This window comes from Paucidesulfovibrio longus DSM 6739, assembly GCF_000420485.1.
Lineage (GTDB): Bacteria > Desulfobacterota > Desulfovibrionia > Desulfovibrionales > Desulfovibrionaceae > Paucidesulfovibrio > Paucidesulfovibrio longus.
In genome coordinates this window covers 156934-178480 of sequence record NZ_ATVA01000015.1, presented here as the reverse complement: position 1 = coordinate 178480, position 21547 = coordinate 156934, and the positions used below count along the sequence as shown (strand labels likewise).

Sequence of the window (21547 nt, the reverse complement as noted above, 5' to 3'; positions counted from 1 at the left end):
GGCTTATTCGGCCTTCTCTCCGGTGAAGCGGCTGTCCTGGCAGGCCGTGGCGCTTGAGCAGACGCCCCCGATTTCCCAGCCGTCCCAGGAGCGATGGTCCTCCACCGGCTCCACATGAATGGTCACGTGGCAACGGGGCCACTCCTTGCAGATGCTCCGTTCGATGCGTTCGGTGAGGTCATGGCTCTGCTTCACGGTCGTGTCGCCCGGCAGCAGCAGATGAAAGTCCACGAAGCGCCGCGAACCGGCCTTGCGCGTGCGCAGACCGTGAAATGGCGCTTGCTCGCCCGCTTCCTCGCGGATCACCCCCACGATCATCTCCATCTCTTCTTCCGGCAGGGCTGCGTCCATGAGTCCGCTTATGGAGCGGCGCAGCAGGCCGATGCCCGTGACCGCGATGTTCACGGCCATGATGCAGGCGATGATCGGGTCCAGAATCTGCCAGGATGGCGGCGCCACGAGCAGCACGCCCAGTCCGGCAACCATGCCCGCCGAGGTCCAGACATCCGTGAGCAGGTGCTTCGCGTCCGCCTCGAGGGTGATGGAGTCGAAGCGCCGCGCCGCCCGCAGCATGGCCACCGCCGTGAACCAGTTGACCCCGGCGGCCACCAGGGCCACGAGGATGCCCCAGCCCAGGCCGGAGAGATTCTGCGGATGCAGGAACCGATCGATGGCCGCGTAGAGGATGCCTCCGGCAGCCACGAGGATCAGCAATCCTTCGGCTGCGGATGAAAAATATTCGGCTTTGCCGTGCCCGTAGGCGTGGGCCTCGTCCGCGGGCTGGAGCGCGATGGTCAGGGCCGAGAAGGCCAGCACTCCGGCAGTGAGGTTGACCAGGGCCTCGGTGGCGTCGGAGAGCAGGCCCACGGACCCGGTCAGCCGCCAAGCCCCGAATTTCAGGGCCAGCGTGCCCAGCGATGCGGCGATGGAATAAAGTGCGTATCTGCGCGGGGAGGGCATTGCGGCTCCTTGGTCGGGGGAATCCCGCCGATCCGGTATCGACGGGTGCACAGAATGACCGCCTGGGCCGAAAGAATCAAGCCCCCGCGCATGCAGAATGCGCGGGGGCTTGATTTTGTCCTTGGACGGAGCGGCTCGGCTAGCCTTTCTTCTTGCGCCAGGAGTTTTCCTCGCCCCGCATCAGCCGGGCGATGTTCTCGCGGTGCCGCCAGTAGAGCAGCAGGGTCACGGCCAGGGCCACGAGCGCGAAGCGCCCGTTTCCGGAAAGCAGCATGGCCGCGGGCAGGGCCGCGCCGAAGACCAGGGAGCCGAGGGAGACATAGCCGGAGGCGAAAATCGCGGCCACGCAGAGCAGCACGCTGATCAGCGTCGGCAGGAAGGCCAGCCCCAGAAACGCGCCGATGGTGGTGGCCACGGCCTTGCCGCCCTTGAAGCCCAGGAACGGCGAATAGACGTGGCCGAGGATCGGGGCCAGGGCGCTCAGGCTGAGGAAAAGCCAGTTGTCGCTCATCCTCGCGGCGAGCAGGACGGGCACGAGGCCCTTGGCGATGTCCAGGGCCAGCGCGGTCAGCCCCAGGGGCAGACCGCAGGTGCGGGCCACGTTGGTGGCGCCGGTATTGCGGCTGCCCTCGGTGCGGATGTCCACGCCCCGCAGGAACTTGGCCAGCAGCAGTCCGAAGGGGACCGCGCCGAGAAGATAGGAAAAGAGCGGCCAGAATATCCAATGCATCAGGTGGCTCCTTGCAGTCGTTTCGCGGAATGTACCCAAAGGGCGGCCCCGTGCAAAGGGCTACTCCTCCAGGGCCTCGGATATTTTGATTTCGTTGGTCAAAGGGTCGATGCGCCCGAAGGTGATCTGAAAGCGCTGGCCCGGATAGAGCTTGTCGCCGAGAAGGCTGCGCGGGGCGCGCACGTTGATCTGCAGATGCGGCAGGGCGAGGCTGGGGTATTGCCCGTTTTCCTCCACAAGCACGGCGGAATGCGGCTGCTTGCGCCTCTTGGCGAGATAGACCAGCTTCCAGTACCGGGGGCGGAAGCGCTGGACCTGGGAAACCTGTCCGATGCGCGCGTTCAGTCCGGGCAGCAGGGCTTCCAGGGCTTCCTGGTCGAAGGCCGGGCTGCCGTTTTCCAGATGCCCGCATATCTGCGCGGAATTGATCAGGTCCGTGTAGCGGCGGATGGGCGATGTCACGGGCGCGTACGCGTCCACGGCCAGGGCCGCGTGGCGCTTGGGCTGCGCTTCGAGCATGGGAGGGGCCATGTATTTCACGGCCCGGAAGATGTCTTCGGGCTGGGAAAACACGCCCTGGGCCTCGGACGGCAGGGCGATGTTCTGGGTGCGGTGGAGCAGGGGCACGCCCTGTTCCCGTGCCCAGCGGGCCAGGCCGCTGTTGGCCAGGATCATGAATTCGCTGACCGTGAGCGAGGATTTGGGCGTGGGCTCCTTGAGCCGGATTTCCACGTCCACATCCTTGCCGCACCGCGCGAGCGTGACCTCCGGGTCCGGACGGTCGATGACCGATGCCCCGGCGTCCAGTCGCTTTTGGAAGAGCTTTTCGGCCAGCTCCAAGGCCGCGTCGAGCATGGGATCCCCGTGGTTTTCCATGATCTTTTCGGCGTCTTCGTAGGGCGTGTTCGCGGCCACCTTGACCCAGGCGAGGCGCGGCTCCACGGAAAGCACGTCGCCCTCCGGGGAAAACCGGAACTCCGTGACCAGGGCGGGCCGGTCCTCGCCGGCCACGAGACTGAAGGCGTCCAGGCCCAGTTCGTGCGGAAGCATGTGCCCGTCGCCTTCGGGCAGGTAGAGGCTGGTGGCGCGGGAGGCCACTGCCCTGTCCAGGGGCGAGCCGAATTCCCAGCCCAGGGTGGGCCGGGCCAGGGCGAGCAGCAGACGCCAGCCTTGTCCGGGATCGGGGTCGCGCTCCACGAAGAAGGCGTCGTCGATGTCCTTGGTGGTGGCCGCGTCGATGCTCACGAAGGGCACGTCCAGGGCGGGTTCGGCAGCGGCGTCCACGCGCCGGCGCAGCGCGGCCACGTCGTCCCGCAGCGGTTCGGACCAGGAGTCGTCGAGAACGTATCCGGCCTCGTCGAGCAGGTGGTTGTGGTGCGGCTCGACCACGCCCCAGGCCTGGGCCAGGAGCAGGGCCAGGTGCGTGTGTTCGGGCAGACCGGAGCGCAGCGACGCCCAAAGCTTGTTGGCTTTTTCGTCCGCTGTTCCCGCGATCTGCGCCAGGAGCAGCTCGCGCAGGCCGGCTTCTACGTCCGGGGGAATGTCCAGCCCGTCGGGAACGCGGCGCGCGCTCCAGAGCGATTTGAACAATTCCGCGCCCAGGCCCGTGATGCGTTCGCGGATGCGCTCTTCGGCTTCCTGCTTCAGGCGTTGTTCCACCTTTTCCGCAGGGTGGATCTCGAAGACGGGAGGCCGGAATTTGAAATGGGATTTGGCCGTGAGCAGCGCCCGGCCGAGCGCGGCCAGCTCGTCGATCCCCGCGTTCTCGAAGACCAGCTCGGCCAGCCAGGTCAGCGAGGCTTCCTCCATCTCGCCCTGGGCCAGTTCCCAGATTTCCATGACGTCCAGACCTGCCTGGATCTCGCCCCTGCGGCGCTGATGTTCCTCAAGGCGGTCCAGGATTTCCTGGCGGCTGGCGCCGGCTTCGTATTGCGGTCCGGACCAGGGCAGCAGGCGGGCCGTGGCGAGCTTGATCTCCCGCTTGGTCAGGGTCAGGGCGTGCAATTTGCCCGACGATTCCTCCTGGACCCAGGCCAGATGGGGCTGGTTGCCCTGCATGAATTCGACCACGCAGCCGGGTCTGGGAAGAGAGACGGGACGGGAGTTGACCATTGGGAATCCGGGTGTTGAAAGCGGAAAGAGCGCCGGGAGGAGCGCCGTGCCCCTCCCGGCGGTTCGACGCTAGTGCTTGAAGGAACGCTGGCCCGTGAAGACCATGGCCACCTGGGGCGAGGCCTCGTTCACGGCGCGGATGATTTCGTGGTCGCGGATGGAGCCGCCCGGCTGGGCGATGGCCCGGACGCCCTGTTCGATGCAGAGGTCCACGCCGTCGCGGAAGGGGAAGAACCCGTCCGAAACCGCGACCGAGCCTTGCAGTCCGCTTTTGGCTTCCCGCGTGCGCCGTTCGATGTCCGCCAGCTTGTCCGCCAGGGAGGGGTCTTCCCTGGCCGCGAGCTTGAGCTCGAAGAGGCTTTTGCCCAGTTCCTCGAAGGCCAGCAGATCGGCGTACTTGGTGTATGCCTTGCTCACGGCGAGCTGCACGCAGCCCACGCGGTCCTGCTCGCCGGTGCCGATGGCCACGGTGGCGCCGTCCTTGACGAAAAGCACGGAGTTGGAGGTCACTCCGGCCTCCACGGCCCAGGCGAAGAGCAGGTCGTCGGCCTCGGCCTTGCTGGGGGCGCGGGCGATGAGTTCCGTGCCGTCCTTCTCGGCCTTGGCGGGCAGGAAGTCCGCGGCCGTGCGGATGCGGTTGCGGAAGGAGAACTGCACGATCACGCCGCCGTCCACAAGGCTCTTGATGTCCAGGAAAGGCTCGGAGCCGAGTTCGGCCAGGGTCTCGATGCCGGGGATGCGGATGATACGGAGATTTTTCTTGGTCTTCAGCTCGGCCAGGGCGTCCGGCGCGAATTTCGGCGCGGCCACGACCTCGAAGTAGGCGGAGTTGATGACCTTGGCGCAGGCCATGTCCACGGGGCGGTTGAGCACGATGGCTCCGCCGAAGGCGGCGATGCGGTCCGCGTCGAAAGCCCGGCGCAGCGCCTCGGCGATGCCTTTGTCGGTCCAGGCCGCGCCGCAGGGGTTGTTGTGCTTGAGAATGACGGCGGCGGGCTTGGCCGCGAGGTATTGAAGAATGTTCAGCCCGTTGTCCACGTCGGTGAGGTTGATCTTGCCGGGATGCTTGCCGGCCTGGAGCATGTGCTCTTCGGTGATGGCCGATACGAGTCCCTTGCCGGGTCCGCGCAGTTCGACCCCGCCGGCCTCGACGCCTCCGGAAACCGGCTCGTAGAGCGCGGCGGGCTGGTCCGGGTTTTCCCCGTAGCGCAGTCCCTTTGTCTCGCCGTCGATCTCCCAGGTGCGCTTGCGGAAGATCAGCTCCTTGTCGCCGAGGCGGATGGCAAGTTCCCCGGGAAACGGGTCTTGCTGGAGGGTCTTGTACATGTCCTTGAGATTGCTCATGCCTTGTAGCTCCTGGCTTGCTTTCGTGGAAGAGGGGTCATAGCACATGCCCGGCGGGTGGGCAATCAGGCGTTGCCTGGACCGCCTGAATGGAATATGGGATACTGCCCTGAGACTGGAACAAGAGGTCAAAAATGTCTTTGGAAAAAGCACTGTTGAAACTAGCCAAGCAGATCAACGCCTATGACGAGGCGTCCATGATGAGTCTTTGGGAACGCCTCGCCGAGCGCGTGGGCCGTTTCGAGCCCACTGCGGAGTGGGAGGAGGCGGCCCTGGCCCTGGCCATGATCCAGGGCGTGCGCATGAAGAATCAACTCTTCAACCACAACCTGTCCGAGTCGCGCCGCACTCCCCCGGAGCACGGCGTGGATCTCGCGGCCCTGACCGTGCCTGCGCCCGCCGAAGAGGGACGCGCAAAGGGCGCGCCCGAATCCTCAGCCGGGAAAGGCCGGAAGGCGGACATCGGTGAGCAGGGGGCGGAATCCGGCCCTGTCAAGGTCGGGGACAAGCGGGGCAAGCTGCTCCAGCTGAAGCCCCGGAAGAAATGACAATCCCTTGAGCACATAATAGTAGAAGCGCACCCGGTCCACGTATTCCACACCTTCCCAACCCCGGCTGTATCCGAAAATCGTCCGGCTGTGCCATTGCTCGTCCGCGAGCATGGGCAGCACCTGCTTGACCTCGCGCCAGTTGGTCGGGTCTTTGCCCATCCGCTTGGCCAGGAACATGGCGTCGAAGACGTGCCCGATGCCCTGGTTGTAGCCGGCCAGGGCGAAGGACCAGCGATCCCAGGTGGAGAGGTCGAGATGGTCCAGTTCCTGCCAGAGCTGGCTGAGATACTTGGCCCCGAAGTAGATGCTTTGGGCCGGATCCGTGCGGTCCGTGGCGCCGAGGGCGCTTGCGGTCTGCTGGGTCAGCTGCATCAGTCCCTTGACTCCGGTGTAGCTCACCGCGTCCGGGTTGAAGGCCGATTCCTGGAAAATCACGGCAACGAGCAGGAGCGGATCGAGGTTGTAGCGTTGCGCCGCGTCCAGGATGTATTTCCGGTAGAGGGGGAGCTTGTTGCGCACGGCGTTGCGCAGCATCCAGAGCTGGCCGTAGGCTCCCTGGCTGGGGAAGAATCCGTAGTAGCGTTCCTGAAGATCTTCCAGATGCCCGCTGTCGCGGATTTCACGGAAAAAAGCGTGCATGCGCTCGTTGAGCTTGGGCACGTCCGAGCGCCAGAACCAGCGGTAGCCCACCAGCTCGTCCAGGGCCAGGGCTTGGCGCACCTTGTGATGGAAGGGCCGCCAGGGCAGATAGGAGCCGTTTTCCACCAGGGCGAAACTCGGCGGGCCGCTGGCGTCGTCGATGCGGTTCAGGGCGTTGTTCACTCCCGCGCCGTCCTCGACCACGGTGTTGGGCGTGGCGTCGTCGCGCACGGCGGCGCGGTACAGCTCGCGGTTCAGGCTGGGAATGTCGCGGCTGAGCGCCGAACGATCAGCCAGTTCCTCGGCTCCGCGGCGGCCCGGTCGGCCCGATGGGCCGAGAAGGACCGGGCGATGCGTCTCGTACACGGGGCCTGCGGCGACGTCGAGGTCCGCGGGAATCCGTTCCGGCTTGAAGCCGGTGCTGATGAAGACGTGGGCCTTGCCTTCGGCCAGCAATCGCCAGCCCTCTTCCAGGGTCTGGGTGCGGATCCATTTGATCCTGTAGCCGTTTTCCCTGCAAAAATCCTCGACGAGTTCGCGTTCCAGTCCGGGACCGTACGGCGAAATGGTGGAAAATATTCTTTCCTGGTCCGGGGCGGCCACGATCAGGGTGGAAACGGGACGCGGATGGGTGGCGAAAAAGAACCAGAGCGCGCCCGCAACCAGCGCGACAAAGGCAAAGCCTGCCGCCAGCCCGGAAAGGCCTGGTCGGAATTCTCGGGTTTCCGTGTATTTTCGTGCAGTCTCGGTTGACATGCGTGGATTCCTTATTTTAGGCAGTAAGGCCGTTTGTGCGCAATTCGCACAAACCGGCGTTTACGTTATTCCCAAGGAGATACAAATGGCCAACGTCGTAGTGTTCGGCTCCCAGTGGGGAGACGAGGGCAAGGGCAAGATCGTGGACATGCTCGCCGAGGATGCGGCCGCCATCGTCCGTTTTCAGGGCGGCAACAACGCCGGTCACACGCTGGTCGTCGCCGGCGAGAAGTGCATCCTGCATCTCATCCCCTCGGGTGTCCTGCATCCGGGCAAAGCCTGCCTCATCGGCAACGGCGTGGTGCTCGATCCTGAGGTCTTCCTCAAGGAAATCGAGGTGCTGGCTCAGAAGGGCGTGGAGACTTCCCCCGCGCGCCTCATGGTCAGCAAAAAGACCCATATCATAATGCCGTACCATCGGCTCATGGACAATTGCCGCGAAAACGCCCTGGACGACGCCGGAAAGATCGGCACCACCGGACGCGGCATCGGCCCCTGCTACGAGGACAAGATGCATCGTTGCGGAGTTCGTGCCGCAGACCTCGCCGATCCGGAGCTTCTGCGCGAGAAGATCAAGCTGGCCTTGAACGAGAAAAACGTTTTGTTTGAGCATTTATATGGAGTGGAGCCCCTGGACCCCGAGCGGGTCTTCCAGGACGTTCTGCCGCTCGCCGAGCGGATGAAGCCCTATCTTGGGGACGTGTCCGGAGCAATCCAGAAGGCCGAGGCCGAGGGGTTCGTTCTCTTCGAGGGCGCGCAGGGCACCCATTTGGATATTGACCACGGCACCTACCCCTTTGTGACCTCTTCCAATACGGTCACGGGCAATGCCGCCTCGGGTTCCGGTTGCGGACCGAGGAAGCTAGATCGGATCATCGCCATTGTCAAGGCGTACACCACCCGTGTGGGCGGCGGTCCCTTCCCCACCGAACTTCTTGATGAAATCGGCAATCGGCTCCAGGACAAGGGCGGCGAATTCGGAGCCACCACGGGCCGTCGCCGCCGTTGCGGCTGGATGGACATGGTCGTTCTCCGGGAGTCCGCGCGCCTGAACACGCCCACGGAACTCGCCGTGACCAAGCTCGACGTGCTTTCCGGCCTCAAGGAACTCAAGATCTGCACGGCCTACAAGTATCGCGGCGAACTCATGGAGTATCCGCCCCAGGAGCAGAACGGCATGGCCCATGTGGAGCCTGTCTATGAATCCCTGTCCGGCTGGGAAGAAGACATCTCCGGCGTGACCGCCTGGGCCGACCTGCCCGACGCGGCCAAGGCCTATCTCGAGCGCCTCGAAGAGCTTTCCGGCGTGCCCGTGGGACTCGTGTCCGTGGGGCCGGACCGGGTTCAGACCTTTACGCGGGGCTAGCCCATGAGCACCGGCGCCGAGCACCACGCCCTTGTGCGGCGGCAGGAGCGCGTGGCCGGACTGCTGCGCAAGCTGGCCCTGGAGTCGCCGTCGGGACCGCCCCAAAGCCTCGTGCTGGAGGGCGGTTCCGACGACGAACGCCGGGCTCTGGCCCTGCACTATGCCGCGCTGCTCAACTGCACCGACCCCGACCACGCGGCCAAGCCCTGCCTGACCTGCCCGCCTTGCAGGCAGATTCTGGAAAAGGTCTTCAACGACCTCCTCTTCATCGACCAGACCTATTACGAGGACGGCAAGAGCCAGCTTTCCGTGAGCGCCGTGCGCGCGCTCCGGCCCACCTGGGGCCAGCCGCCGCGCGGCAACGGCTGGCGCGTCACTGTTTTTCCCAACGTGCGCGACATGAGTGCGGACGTCTCCAATTCGCTCCTCAAATCCCTGGAAGAGCCTCGGCCCGGCAACGCCTTCGTGCTGCTCACGCCCCAGCGTGAGCGGCTGCTCGAAACCTTGATCTCGCGCAGCTGGGTCTTGACCCTGGCCTGGCCCGATGCCGCGCCGCCCGATCCGGAAGCCCTGGAGTGGGCCAGGGCCATGATCGACTTCTGGCGCACAGGGCGCGACTGGTACGCCCGGACCATGGGCAAACCCGACGCCGCCCTTGCGGAAAACATTCTCCTCGTGCTTCAGGCCGCTCTTGTGGGCGCGCTCAGCGGCAAGCACGAGATCCCGCTCGCCCGCGAGCTCTCTCCGCTCGGCCCGGCGCGGCTGCGGCGCTTCGACCTCGCGCTGGACAAGGCGCGCACCGCCCTGGCCGCTCGGCCCAGCCCGGTGAATCCTTCCCTCGTGCTCGACTGGCTCGCCACCCGGATGATCTAGGCGGCTTTGCCCCGTTCCTGCTTGCCTAGGCCAGCTTGAGGCGCGGGCATTGGGAGCGTTTGGGGTAGTATGCCTTGATTTCCGGCGTGACGGGTTGCGGCTGCGGCAGCACTTTCTTGAGATAGGCTGCGGCCCCGAGCTTGAGCGCGGCGGCCGGCGAGGGCGGGGCAAGGCAGAAGACCTCTCCCCAGTTGGTGCAGTACACCGCGGAAAGGGTGACGAGCTTGTCCGCCTCCGTCGCCGCCAGGAAATTGGGCAGCAGATATACGCGGGTGATGCGCTCGTCGCGCAGGTATTCCTGCGGGTTCACGCTGAAGACCTGCGCGGGCGGCATGAATTCGTTCAGCCCGTCGAGCACGTTGCGTATGTCCGGAGTGGAAAGCGGGGCGATGCTGCGTTCGGCGTCCACCAGGGCCTGGGGGGAATATAGCCCGTTGATGACGAGCCAGGCGAGCATCCAGACCGGGTCGGCGGCCCTGGTCAGGAGATCGCTGCGGCGGGATGTGGTCATCCCTCTGGTGCCCGCGTTGCCCTGCGCGATCCATATGGTCGGCTTGCCGGGAGATTTTTCCGCAGAGAAATGCAGCTCCGTGAAGTGGCCGCGGCCGATGCCGAGAATGGGCACGCGGCGGACCTTGTGCTTGCGCTGGGCGAAGATGGCCGAGATGCGGCGTCCGAGCCGCGTGAGGTCTTCCGGCGCGATGACCGCGGGGCCGGATTCGTTTTTTTGCGTTGCGCGGATGCGTTTGTAGGCGGTGGTCATGAAGCGGCTCACCGCGTCGCCCAGGGCCAACGCGCGGGAGAAGGTGCGTTCCGCGCGTCCCGCGTCGGGCACGGAGGTGCCGTCGCCGCCGAAGAGGAACGAGAGCAGGGCCTGGTGTTCCTTCGTGTAGGGTCTTTCCAGCAGTCGCGGCATGTCCGCCACATCCGCCTTGAGCGCGAGGGCTTCGGTGAGCAGGTTCACGGCCTCGCGGTCCTTGGCGTCGCGATAGTGGCCGCGCACCTGCGCTGACATGGCCGCGTAGGGGTCCGTCTCGCAGGGGGAGCCCGTGTTGAGGGTCACGTCGCGCTTGATCTGGTCGCAGAGAAGCATCCCCCTCCCCCCTTCGCGGGCGTATTTTTCGAGCAGTCCGAGCTTGAGCACGGATTTGAAGGGGCTGTCGATGCTCTTGACGATTTGCCAGAGAGCCGCGCCGAAGAATTCCTCCGGAGGGATGCGCGAGGCGTGGCCTGCGTCCATGAAGCGTCCCGGATCGGCCAGGGGATCGGCCACGGCGGCGCGCAGGTGGGCGCGGTAGCTTTTTTCCTCCGCTCCGGGCGGCGTGAGCCACCAGCCGGGAATCCGGCCCGCCACGATCAGGGCGGTACGGTAGAATTCCTCCTTGAGCATCAGGGCCTGCGCCGTTCCGGAACTTTCCTTGTCGCTGAACCCGAAGTCGTTGTTCTGCACGTTTTCCAGGCTCATGAGAAAGAAGTGGGCTTCGAGCCCGAAGGCCTGCTCGGCCCAGAGGGAGAGCGCGTCGAGCTTATTCCTGAGTCCCTCTATGGCTCCGGGGGCGGCCGTGGCCCCGTCGTAGCAGACCCAGAAGTCCGCATCCGAAGCGCTTGTCTGCGCCACGCTGCCCACGCTGCCGATGGTGGCGAGGCATTCGATGACCAGGGCTTCTCCGGCCGGGGAGGAACTGCGCAGGCCAGGGAAATGCTGCTCCGCGAGATCCAGGGCTTCTAGGCTGGGCACATAGCCTGCGATGCGGCAATTAGGCGTGCCCGCGAGGTTTTGGGCTCGTTCGAAAACCTGGCTCGAAAGCAGATAGGGAATGATGGTGAGAAATTGCGCTCCCTGCATGTTCGCTTCGGACCATTGCAGGCGCTGCGCGTTGTTTCGGCGCATGTGTGCCTCGCGTGCGGCCACGTCGCGATGGCGCACCCAAAGGTCGGCGCAACGCCGGAGAAAGGCGGCCTGGGAGGGTGTTGGCGCGGGAGGGGAGGCGGCCTTCCCTGCGAGGGCCTTGCCGGCCATTTCCATGGCCAGGAATTCCTGACGATCCGATTCGAGCAGGTCCAGGGAGCCGATGCCCGTGGTGCACCCCACGACCCGGCAATGGTTCGCGCGCGAGCTGGTCATGCAGGAGGACTGGAAGCGGACGTTGAAAAAGGTTTCGTAAGAGATCGTGCAGTCGCGCCAGAGCATCCCGAAAATTTTGGAATTGGCCCAGAGGTTCCCGGTCATGGGCGTGTCTTCCAGCAGGACGGAAACGGTCGTGCCGTCCCGGAATTGGCAGTCGCCGAGGGCGCAGCCGCGCAGCCGGGCGCGCTCCATGCGGGTGTTGGAGAGCAGGCAGGCCGTGAAGAAGCTGCGCTCGATATCGCACTCCTCCACCGAGCAATCCGTGAAGATGGTGCCGCTGAAGTCGCAGCGGTTGAACTGACAGGACAGCATGGCGGATTTGTGCAGGTGCGTCCCGCGGAAACGGCAGTTCGTGAATGTGCAGCCGGTCAGGTCGGCTTCGCTGAGAACCGAGCCGGAAAAATCCACGCCGGAAAAAGTCGAGCGGATGAACTGAACGCTCGTGAAGTGGCCGCCGGAAAGGTCAAGATTGGCGAGCGTGCGTCCGGTGAGGGCCGTCTCCCGGAGTTGCGATCCGGGCAGGGCCTGGTCGCGCGGGTTGCGGACCTGCTCCAGCAGATCGGCCAGGGTTGTTTTTTTGTCCGGCAGCAAGCGGGAGAAAAAGCCCTTGGTTTCTTCGGGTTGGAGCGGGCCGTTGCGCGGGGTCGGGGGAGACTTCAGGCGAAGCCCAGCGAGTCCGGCCTTTTTCTCGGCTCCAAGCATCTCCTTGAGGCGTTGCTTTGAAGACGCGTCCAGTTCCGCTGCGGACTTGAGGCGGGTGGCGGCGAAAGTGGGTTGAAATCGGGCCGCGCCGCGAAAGACCACGGCGTGGACGCGGGGGCGTTCGGAATCGTGCAGGGCCGCGAGGTATTGGCGGTAGGCGGGCTCCGGAAACTGCCCGGCCAGGAGGGGCAGCGCCGCGGCGAGCGCCGGGTACTTGGCTTGCAGCAGGGCCGCGAGCTTTCCCGCATTGCCCCAGTGCAGCCGGGCCAAACCCGCCGCGCAGGCCAGGATGGTTTCGCCTCCTGCGGACTTGATGATCCCCTGAAGCGCGGAAATGGCCTTGGCGTCGCCCGGCGCGGCGGCAGCGGAAACCATGCGGACGTTGTGCGCGTTGACCGGAGCCTTGCCGCGCGCCATCAGTGCGGCCAGTTCCGAGGCGGTCTCCGGCTTTTCCAGGGTCCGGGCGCAGACGCAGAGGGAGGCGAAGAGATCCTGGCTGAGCCGGGTGGCCAGCTTGCCTTTGATCCAGTCGCCCAGCGGACCTGCCAGAAGCGCCTGGCGCAGGGGGTGGGAGACCAGGTCGTTGGCCTCGTCCACCTTGCCGAGGAAATGCAGGAGTTCGGGGATGTCGGCCTGGCAGAACGCCTCGAGAAGCGGCTCGACCCAGGCGAGCAGGCTCTTTTCCGGTCGGACGGGGGGACGGCAGAGTTCCTGGAAGAGTCCGAGGCCGCAGCTCGCGGGCAGATTTTCCAAGACCAGCTTGCAGGTTTCCGCTGGCAGACTCTGGCGCAGAAGCAGGCGGCGCGTGAGCAGCCAGCCGGGCCGACCGAGCTGAAGCAGTCCGCCCAGAGCGGCCTTGAGAGCCACTTCGCCGCGCTTGGCCGCGCAGAGATTGTAAAGATGAATGGCGGCTTCGGCAAAGTCCGCTTCGTGTTCCCGGATGTTTCGGAACGCGGTCCGGGCGCGTATCAACTCGCGGACGTTTTTCGCGTAGTCGAAATCCTCAGCCGGCCTGGCCGGATAGAGGGTATCTCTGAGGGCGTCCACCAGCTCTCGTGGTGAAGCTTGTCTGGCCATGTCGCTTCCGGGTCTTGGGTCCGCGCTCGCTGTTGCGCGCGTATTCGTCCAGCTAAGGACCGAATTTGCAGTTTTTCACTGGCGAAGTCAAACCATGCCTCGACCTTGCCGGATCGAAGGGCGAGCATGAACGACACGGCATTCCCCGGGCCTGCCCGGACAGGCCGGGACAGCGCCTAGCTCGAGGACGAGTCTTGGGAGCAGCGGATCGGGTCGGCGCAGCGCCAGGTCAGGCGGCGTTCCGCGACGTCGAAATAAGGCGTTACGGCTTCTTCGGAGCCGCAATGCTCGCAGGCGTGCTTCTGGCCGACATCGAAGAAATTGATCCTGCGCAGTTCGTCGCTGAACTGCCGCACTATCGGGAACATGGGGTGGTCGGCGTGGCGCTTCTCGTCGCGGCTCTTGAGCCGGCCGTCCTTGTTCACGTTCACGTTGATGGTCCGCACCTTGGAGAGCACGCCTTCCTTCTTGTTCATGACGAACTTGACGGGCTCGGTCCACTTGCAGACGATCCGCTTGTTGTTCGGATTATAGTGACAGGTCATTTCGTATCCTCCGTCGTTGTCGTGATCGTTGCGGGTTGGCCGACGATCCTGACGGCGGGCCCGTTTTTCGGGCGCACGCCGCAACCTGGACCGGCGAACCGGTCCAACGATAGCTGCGGTTGAAGTGGGTGGGGGCTTGGGTCTTAGACCGAGTAATCCAGTACCCGGCGCTCGGAGACGATCTGCTTGATGAAGGCGACGCATTCCAGATGCGCGGGGTGCGTCGCATAGGTCGCAAGATCTTCCATGCTGTCGAACTCCGAGTAGAGCACGACGTCGCATTCGGGAACGGCTTCCCTGATGTCGTGACTGACCTCGATGTAGTTGAGCACGTCGATCTTTCCTTTCAACGCCTCCAGCATGGTCTTCATCTTTTGGGCGTTTTCAGTCGCCTCGGCTCCCAATGCCTCCGGTTTCAGCTTCCACATCACGATGTGCTTGATCATTCCATTACCCTTTTCCTGTAATTAAATTCATATACACTGCTTGGCGGAAGTCAATGACTATAACTTTACTTGCTTTCGAAAATAATAGAACGGTCCACATTCTTTGCGTTCGCCGTGCCGGTCATGACCATGGCCTGCGTAAACTGCGTTTTCAGCGTCTCGATGTACTTGGCGACGCCTTCCCGGCCGCCGCCGACCGTGGCAGTGGAGAAGGGGCGGCCGATGAGCACTGCGTCCGCGCCCAGGGCGAGCATCTTGAGCACGTCGCCGCCGGTGCGGACGCCGCCGTCCGCGAGCACCACGGTCTGGCCGCGCACGGCGCTGGAAACCGCGGGGAGCACCTCGGCGACGCCGGGCGTGTGGTCGAGCACGCGGCCGCCGTGATTGGAGACCACGATGGCGTCCGCGCCGCAATCCACGGCAAGGCGCGCCTCGTCCGGGGTCATCACGCCCTTGAGGATGAACTTGAGATGGGTGCGGCCGATGATTTCCTTGAGCTTTTCAGGAGTCTTCGGCGAAACGGGACGTCCCATGAGCCGCAGCGTGATGAGGCCTGCCGCGTCGATGTCCATGCCCATGATCTCGGCGCCGGTTTCGGCGATCTGGTCCATTTTGGCGAAGAGTTCGTCGTCTTCCCAAGGCTTGATGAAGGGGATGCCCTTGCCGCCCACGGAACGGATGGCTGCGAAGCCGCTCTTGTAGATGACCTCGGGAACGCCGTCGCCCGTACAGCCCAGGATTCCGCCGTCGCGGCAGCCCTGGAGCTTCGCGGCGATGTAGTCCTCTTCGCTCATGGCTCCGGCCATGTTGAAGGAGACGCCGCCGATGGGCGCGGCCAGCACGGGGATGTCCAGGTGCTCGCCGAGAATCTGGACCGAGGTGTCGGGTTCGCTCACGCCGTGGATCAGGCGCATGTTGAAGCGGCAGCGCGCAAGGGCCTCGACGTTGGCCTTGAAGGAAGCGCCCGTGCCCAGACCGCCCATGCCCGGAACCTCGCCCGCGCAGACGCGCCCATCGCAAACGGGGCAGACGCGGCAGGTTCCCTGGAAACGTTCCTTGGCGGCTTTGCGGATCTCTTTCATGCGAATTCTCCCTTGGGTTTGGCCTCGCGCCTCCCGGCCCCTGTGCGCCGGGCCCCTGCGGGGGGCCCGGTCGTAAGGGATAAGGAGGAGGTGGCTATTTCTTGCGTTGTTCCGCCACGGCCTCGGCGATGTGCCGGACCTTGATGGACAGTCCTGCGGCCTCCACGCCGCCGCGCAGCTGCATGATGCAGCCGGGGCAGTCCGTGAGCAGCTCTTCGGCTCCGGTGGCTTCGGCGTCGGCCAGCTTCTTGCTCAGCAGCTGGGCGGACAACTCCGGGAATTTCATGGAGAAGGTTCCGCCGAAGCCGCAACACACTTCTTCCTCATTGCACGGCTGGTAGTCAAGGCCGGCGGTCCGCATCAGCTCGCGGGGGGCCTCCTTGACGCCCAGGCCCCGGCAGAGGTGGCAGGGCGCGTGGTAGGTGACCTTGCGGCCCTTGTCCTGGAACTGCTTGGGCTCGACCTTGAGCACGTCGTGCATGAAGGAGCTGTAGTCGATGACCTTTTCGGCAAAGGCCCTGGCGCGCGGTTCCCAGACCTTGTCGCCTTCGAGCAGCTTGGGGTAGGCGTGCTTGAGCTGCGAGGCGCAGGAGGCGCAGGAGCAGAGCACGTATTGGGCGCCGCCTTCCTCGAAGGCGCGGATGTTCTGCCTGGCCACGTCGCGCGCCGCCTTGGTCTCGCCCATCATCTGGGCGGGCAGGCCGCAGCAGGACTGGTCCATGGGGAAGTCCACGGCCACGTCGCGTCCCTCGAAGGAACGCATGGCCGCCGCGAGCTGGTCGGGGTAGACGAAGTCCTGCACGCAGCCGGAGAAGAGCGCGACCGTGTGCTTGGGGTTGGCGACTTCGGGCTTCAGGTGCGGCCAGAGGTCGCGGAAGGCCTTGTCCGCGATGGCGGGCAGGGCGCGGAAGTCCTGTTCCTTGGAAAAGACCATGGGCAGGTGGCGCAGGTAGCCGTTCTTTTCCTTGACCGGAGCCTGGGCCCAGCGGGCGGCCTTGAGCAGGCGGTGGAAGAGCTTGCGGTTGGCGAGCACCTTGCCGAGCAGCACGGACTTGAGGGGATGGCCCTCCTCATCCTGGATGCGGGCGTGGATTTCCTTGATCAGGCGGGGCAGGTGGATGCCGCCCGCGCAGATGTCCTCGCACGCGCCGCAGTTGATGCAGTTCTGCACCAGGTTGCGGGCCTTGTCCCGGCCATGGAAGAAGTAGGTCAGGATCAGGCCGATGGCGCCGATGTAGATGTGGCCCATCTTGTGTCCGCCCACGAGGCGGTAGACCGGACAGACGTTGGCGCAGGCGCCGCAGCGCACGCAGCGCAGCACTTCCTTGAAGATCGGATCCTTGGCCAGGGCGCGGCGGCCGTTGTCCAGGAAGACGACGTGCATTTCCTTCTTGCCGTCGGGCGCGGCCTTGCACTCGTTGGCCCCGGTGATCCAGGTCACGTAGGAAGTGATGGCCTGGCCCGTGGCGTTCTTGGGCAGGGCCTTGATCACGCGCAGGGCGTCGTGCAGGGTCGGGGTCAGCTTGTCCAGGCCCGCCAGGGCGACGTGCACGCGCGGCAGGGTGGTCACCAGGCGGGCGTTGCCCTCGTTGGTGACGATGCCGATGGTGCCGGTCTCGGCCACGCAGAAGTTCGCGCCGGAGATGCCCATGTCGGCTTCGGCGTACTTGCGGCGCAGTTCGCGGCGGGCGACCTTGACCAGCTTCTCGATGTCCGATTCCTGCTTCTTGCCGGTGACGTCGCCGAAGAGGTCGGCCACCTGATAGCGGGAAAGGTGGATGGCGGGCATGACCATGTGGGTCGGCCCTTCGTGCCGCAGCTGGATGATCCATTCGCCCAGGTCCGTCTCGGTGACCTCCAGCCCGATGTCTTCGAGATGGTGGTTGAGCAGGGTTTCCTCGGCGGTCATGGACTTGGACTTGACGATCTTCTTGCAGCCGGACTTCTGGGCGATTTCGCCGATGATCCGGTTGGCCTCGTCGCCGTCCTTGGCCAGGTGCACCGTGACGCCCACGGCCTCGGCCTTCTTCTTGAACTCCTCGAAGAGTTCGTCCATGCGGGCCGCGGCCTCGTCCTTGGATTGGGCGATCTCCGCGATCAGGGTCTTCACGTCGATGCCCTTGAAGGCGTTGGCGCGACCCGCGCGGTAGGCCACCGCAAAGGTGTCCAGGGTCTTGCGGAGAAACTCGTTGTCCAGGGACTCGCGCAGCTCGGCGCGGTATTCCTTGAGATCTTTTGCGCTCTGCATGGCTAGCCCTCCAGAAGCAGGATGTGCAGTTCAAGCGGGCCGTGCACGCCCAGCGCGAGGACGCGCTCGATATCCGCGGTGCGCGACGCGCCCGTGATCAGGGCGGTGTAGCTCGGACCGTTTCCAAGCCGCTTGGCCAGTTCGCTCTCCAGGTCGTAGGACGTGGCCTGGATGGCGGATTTCGGCAGCACGGCGACGTGGTACTCGGCGACCATGGTCGCCAGGCGGACTTCCTCGTCGCTGGACTCCAGCATCAGCGAGCCGGTCTCGGCGATGCCGCCCTGACAGACGGTCACGCCGATGTCGATGCCCGCGAGGTGTTTCCGCATGCCTTCGCGGATGCAGTCGAAGTCCTTGGCCGCGCAGAGGGCCTGGAGCTTGGCGAAGTCCTCTTCCGAGAGATTCGGGGCGGCCACGACCTTGCGCTGCTTGGCGTCGCAAAGATCCTTGGCCGGGTCGGAGACGGCTTCGCCGCAGCCGGACATGAGGAGCTGGCAGGCTTCCTTTTTCTCGCAGAGGTCCATGGCGTATTCAAACGCCTCGCCCATGCTGGCGACTTCGGAAACCAGAGCTGAGACCAGCTTGGCCTTTTCCTTGAAAAGCTCGATTCGTTCGCTCATGGCGTATCCTTTCGGCGCTCAGGCTCCGGCGACGAGGTCGCGGGTCTGGCGCGCGATTTCCAGTTCTTCGTTGGTGGGAATGACCCAGATCTGCACGCGGCTGTCAGCGGCGTGCACGGCCTTGGGCTCCGTGGCGCGGCCCGCGTTCTTGGCGGGATCGAGCTTGATGCCCATTGCTTCCAGGCCCTCGACGGTCTTGGCGCGGACGATGTCGTCGTTCTCGCCGATGCCCGCCGTGAACACGATGGCGTCCACCTTGCCGCCCAGGCTGGCCATGTAGGAGCCGATGTACTGGCGGTTGCGGTAGGTGACCATGTTCAGGGCCAGGGCGGCCTTCTCGTCGCCCTTCTCGATGGCCGCGTGGATGTCGCGCATGTCGTTCATGCCGCAGATGCCCAGCAGGCCGGAACGCTTGTTCATGATCGAGTCGATCTCCGAGAGGGTCAGCCCCTGGGACCGCTCCAGGAAGGCGTAGACCGCCGGGTCCACGTCGCCGCAGCGGGTGCCCATGATCAGGCCGGCCAGCGGAGTCAGGCCCATGGAGGTGTCCACGCACTCGCCGCCCTTGACGGCGCTCATGGAGCAGCCGTTGCCGAGGTGCAGCGTGATCACGTTGCACTCTTCCGGGGCCTTGCCCATGAGCCTGGCCGCCTCGCCGGAAACGTACTTGTGGGAGGTTCCGTGGAACCCGTAGCGGCGCACGCGCTGCTTTTCGTACATTTCGTAGGGCAGGGCGTACATGTACGCTTCAGGCGGCATGGTCTGGTGGAAGGCCGTGTCGAAGACGACCACCTGGGGCACGCCGGGGAAGAGCGCCTTGGCCGTGCGGATGCCTGCGAGGTGGGCCATGTTGTGCAGCGGGGCCATGGGCGCGGTGTCCTCGATGGCCTGTTCCACCACGTCGTCCACCAGGGAGGGCGCGTGGAACTTGTCTCCGCCGTGCACGATGCGGTGGCCCACGGCCGTGATCTCGGAGATGTCCTTGATCACTCCCTTGTCGGCGTCGGTGAGCAGTTCGATGACCAGCTTCATTCCCGTCTCATGGTCGGGGATGGGCTGTTCCAGAACGGTCTTGCTCTCCTGGTCCGAGTCCGGGAAGGCCTTGTACACGAGCTTGCCCGTGGGCTCGCCGATGCGTTCCACGAGCCCGGAGGCGAGAACCGCCTCGTCGGTCATGTCCAGCATCTGGTACTTGATGGACGAGCTTCCGGCGTTGATCACGAGTATCTTCATAGCGTTGCCTACAGAAGTCCTTTTTCGGCCTGCGCCTGGATGGCGGTGATGGCCACGGTGTTGACGATGTCGGGCACGGTGCAGCCGCGCGAAAGGTCGTTCACGGGCTTGTTCAGGCCCTGGAGAACGGGGCCGATGGCCACGGCGCCGGAGGCGCGCTGCACGGCCTTATAGGTGTTGTTGCCGGTGTTCAGGTCCGGGAAGATGAACACGGTGGCCTTGCCCGCCACTTCGCTGAAGGGCAGCTTGGTCTTGGCCACTTCCTCGTCGATGGCCGCGTCGTATTGCAGCGGGCCTTCGATGAGCAGGTGCGGAGCAAGCTCCTTGGCCAGGGCCGTGGCTTCGATGACCTTTTCCACGTCCGCGCCCTTGCCGGACGAGCCCGTGGAGTAGGAAAGCATGGCCACGCGGGGTTCCACGCCGAAGATGCGCGCGGTTTCCGCGGAGTTGACGGCAATTTCGGCAAGCTGGCGGGCGTCCGGGTTCGGGTTCACGGCGCAGTCGCCGTACACGAGCACCTTGTCCTTCAGGCACATGAAGAACACGCTGGAGACGATGGACGCTCCGGGCTTGGTCTTCACGAACTCGAAGGCGGGCCGGATCGTGGCGGCCGTGGTGGTCACGGAACCGGAAACCATGCCGTCGGCCTGCCCCTTGTGCACCATCATGGTGGCGAAGTAGGTCGGATCGAGCATCCGGTCGCGGGCGTCCACCTCGCGCAGGCCCTTGTGCTTGCGCAGTTCGTAGTAGGTTTGCGCGTAGTGTTCGAACATCTCGGCCTGTTCCGGGAGGATGACCTCCGCCCCGGAGATGTCCAGGCTCATGCGGGACGCCTTGCTGCGGATCTCGTCCGGCCGGCCGAGCAGGGTGATGTCGGCCACGCCGCGCCGCAGCAGGATGTCCGCAGCCCGCAGGATGCGCTCTCCCGAACCTTCGGGCAGCACGATGCGCTGCTTGTGGGCGCGGGCCTTCTCCACCAGTCCGTATTCGAACATCTTGGGGGTGACCCTGCTCGAACGGCGGCTGACCAGCCGGTTGCGCAGCTCGTCCAGCTCGACGTGCTGCTCGAACACGCCGAGGGCCGTGGCGATGCGCTTGTCATCCTCGGGGTCGATGCGCCCGTACAGCTCGCTGAGCCGCTGGGTGGTGGGGAAGGTGGAGTCGCCCACGGAAAGGACGGGCACGGGAACGCCGGTCCATCCCATGATCAGTTTCTTCACGCTCTCCGAGGGCTCCAGACCGCCTGTGAGCACGATGCCGGAGATGTCCGGGTAGTTGGAGGAAAGCCGGGAAGCCAGGCTGGAGAGGATGATGTCCGAACGGTCGCCGGGGGTGATGATCAGTCCGCCCGGCTCCAGGTATTCCAGGAAGTGGCTGATGTGCATGGCCGCGATGATGTAGGACTGGGCCAGGTTGTCCAGGCCGTCCTCGCCGAAGAGCGGTTTCGCGTTCAGCCACTTGCCCACGTCGCCCACGGTGGGCTTGCCCAGGGCGTCCACCTCGGGAATCGCGTAGACGAGCAGAGGCTCGTCGCAGCGGGCCACGCAGCGGATGTTCTTGATGATCTCCTGCACGTCCGTGGTCGCCTTGACCTTGTTCACGATGCAGGCGGTCACGTCCACGCCCTTCTCTTCCAGGGCTTCGACGTTGAGCTGGGCGGAGCGGGTGATGTCCGTGGTGGACTGGCCCCCGTTGCCGTTGCAGACCAGGACCGCGGGCGCGCCGAGGTTGGCGGCGATGTCCGCGTTGAGATCGAACTCGAAGGCCGGATCCTGGCCCTGGAAGTCGGTGCCTTCGCAGAGCACGAAGTCGTACTGCGCTTCGAGTTCCTTGTATTTCTCCAGGATGTCTTCCAGGAGCTGGGCATACTGCCCGGCCCCGATCCTCTCCCGCGCCTCGCTCAGGGTGAAGCCGTAGGCGCGTTCGTAGTCCTGATTGATGTTGAAGCGGGAGAGGATCAGGCTGATGTCGTGATCCTTGCCCTGAGTGGCCTGAATGATGGGCCGGAAGATGGCGACCTTGCGCAGATGGCCGGACAGCAGTTGCATCAGGCCGAGCGCAATGGCGGACTTGCCGCTTCGCGGCCCGGTGGCGGTGACATACAGGTTCTTGGACATGGATTGGTTTCCTTGGTT

The 21547-nt window shown here is 65.0% G+C and carries 16 protein-coding genes; 3 read left to right on the top strand and 13 right to left on the bottom strand.

Translation table 11 applies throughout. The annotated features are described in order from the left end of the window. Positions 1-3: 3 nt before the first annotated feature. From G452_RS0111860 to G452_RS0111845, 4 genes are all read right to left on the bottom strand, one after another. Positions 4-960 (bottom strand): cation diffusion facilitator family transporter, encoded by a 957-nt coding sequence (locus G452_RS0111860; protein WP_022662479.1) that lies wholly within the window; start codon positions 958-960, stop codon positions 4-6. Positions 961-1099: 139 nt separating this feature from the next. Beyond that, positions 1100-1690, bottom strand: coding sequence for a glycerol-3-phosphate 1-O-acyltransferase PlsY (gene plsY, locus G452_RS0111855; protein ID WP_022662478.1), 591 nt, complete (start codon positions 1688-1690; stop codon positions 1100-1102). Positions 1691-1750: 60 nt separating this feature from the next. Continuing rightward, the gene (locus G452_RS0111850; RefSeq protein WP_022662477.1) at positions 1751-3802 is read right to left on the bottom strand and encodes a ribonuclease catalytic domain-containing protein; all 2052 of its coding nucleotides are present in this window, start codon (positions 3800-3802) and stop codon (positions 1751-1753) included. Between the two features lie 69 nt (positions 3803-3871). Beyond that, positions 3872-5146 (bottom strand): AICARFT/IMPCHase bienzyme formylation region, encoded by a 1275-nt coding sequence (locus G452_RS0111845; RefSeq protein WP_022662476.1) that lies wholly within the window; start codon positions 5144-5146, stop codon positions 3872-3874. A 134-nt stretch (positions 5147-5280) separates the two neighbouring features. Here G452_RS0111845 and G452_RS21145 point away from each other — a divergent pair, with 134 nt between their 5' ends. Continuing rightward, on the top strand, positions 5281-5694 hold the full coding sequence (locus G452_RS21145; protein WP_081650591.1) for a hypothetical protein: 414 nt from the start codon (positions 5281-5283) through the stop codon (positions 5692-5694). On the opposite strand, the gene G452_RS19310 is transcribed toward G452_RS21145, so the two are convergent. Beyond that, entirely contained in the window at positions 5581-7092 is a 1512-nt protein-coding gene (locus G452_RS19310) for an MltF family protein (RefSeq protein ID WP_022662475.1), read from the bottom strand. The two genes, G452_RS21145 and G452_RS19310, sit on opposite strands and share 114 nt — an antisense overlap. A gap of 85 nt (positions 7093-7177) precedes the next feature. Here G452_RS19310 and G452_RS0111835 point away from each other — a divergent pair, with 85 nt between their 5' ends. Further along, a complete protein-coding gene (locus G452_RS0111835; RefSeq protein ID WP_022662474.1) occupies positions 7178-8458 on the top strand; it encodes an adenylosuccinate synthase in 1281 nt (426 codons plus the stop codon). A 3-nt stretch (positions 8459-8461) separates the two neighbouring features. Further along, complete coding sequence (locus G452_RS0111830) at positions 8462-9331, top strand: DNA polymerase III subunit delta' (RefSeq protein ID WP_022662473.1); 870 nt, start codon at positions 8462-8464, stop codon at positions 9329-9331. 25 nt (positions 9332-9356) lie between these two features. Here the strand turns inward: G452_RS0111830 and G452_RS20685 are convergent, their stop codons facing one another. The 8 genes from G452_RS20685 to pta form a co-directional block, all read right to left on the bottom strand. Then, positions 9357-13238 (bottom strand): class I adenylate cyclase, encoded by a 3882-nt coding sequence (locus G452_RS20685; protein ID WP_155887689.1) that lies wholly within the window; start codon positions 13236-13238, stop codon positions 9357-9359. 176 nt (positions 13239-13414) lie between these two features. Next, complete coding sequence (locus G452_RS0111820) at positions 13415-13783, bottom strand: hypothetical protein (RefSeq protein ID WP_022662471.1); 369 nt, start codon at positions 13781-13783, stop codon at positions 13415-13417. A gap of 143 nt (positions 13784-13926) precedes the next feature. Further along, a complete protein-coding gene (locus G452_RS0111815; RefSeq protein ID WP_022662470.1) occupies positions 13927-14229 on the bottom strand; it encodes a Dabb family protein in 303 nt (100 codons plus the stop codon). A 65-nt stretch (positions 14230-14294) separates the two neighbouring features. Next, positions 14295-15311, bottom strand: a complete 1017-nt coding sequence (locus G452_RS0111810; RefSeq protein WP_022662469.1) for an alpha-hydroxy-acid oxidizing protein — start codon at positions 15309-15311, stop codon at positions 14295-14297. Positions 15312-15405: 94 nt separating this feature from the next. Beyond that, complete coding sequence (ldhH, locus tag G452_RS0111805) at positions 15406-17559, bottom strand: L-lactate dehydrogenase (quinone) large subunit LdhH (RefSeq protein ID WP_022662468.1); 2154 nt, start codon at positions 17557-17559, stop codon at positions 15406-15408. A gap of 2 nt (positions 17560-17561) precedes the next feature. Next, positions 17562-18179 carry a LutC/YkgG family protein gene (locus tag G452_RS0111800; RefSeq protein WP_022662467.1) on the bottom strand — a complete coding sequence of 206 codons (618 nt, stop codon included), beginning with the start codon at positions 18177-18179 and terminating at the stop codon, positions 17562-17564. 18 nt (positions 18180-18197) lie between these two features. After that, the gene (locus G452_RS0111795; RefSeq protein ID WP_022662466.1) at positions 18198-19412 is read right to left on the bottom strand and encodes an acetate kinase; all 1215 of its coding nucleotides are present in this window, start codon (positions 19410-19412) and stop codon (positions 18198-18200) included. A gap of 8 nt (positions 19413-19420) precedes the next feature. Next, complete coding sequence (gene pta, locus G452_RS0111790; protein WP_022662465.1) at positions 19421-21529, bottom strand: phosphate acetyltransferase; 2109 nt, start codon at positions 21527-21529, stop codon at positions 19421-19423. Between the last annotated feature and the right edge of the window lie 18 nt (positions 21530-21547).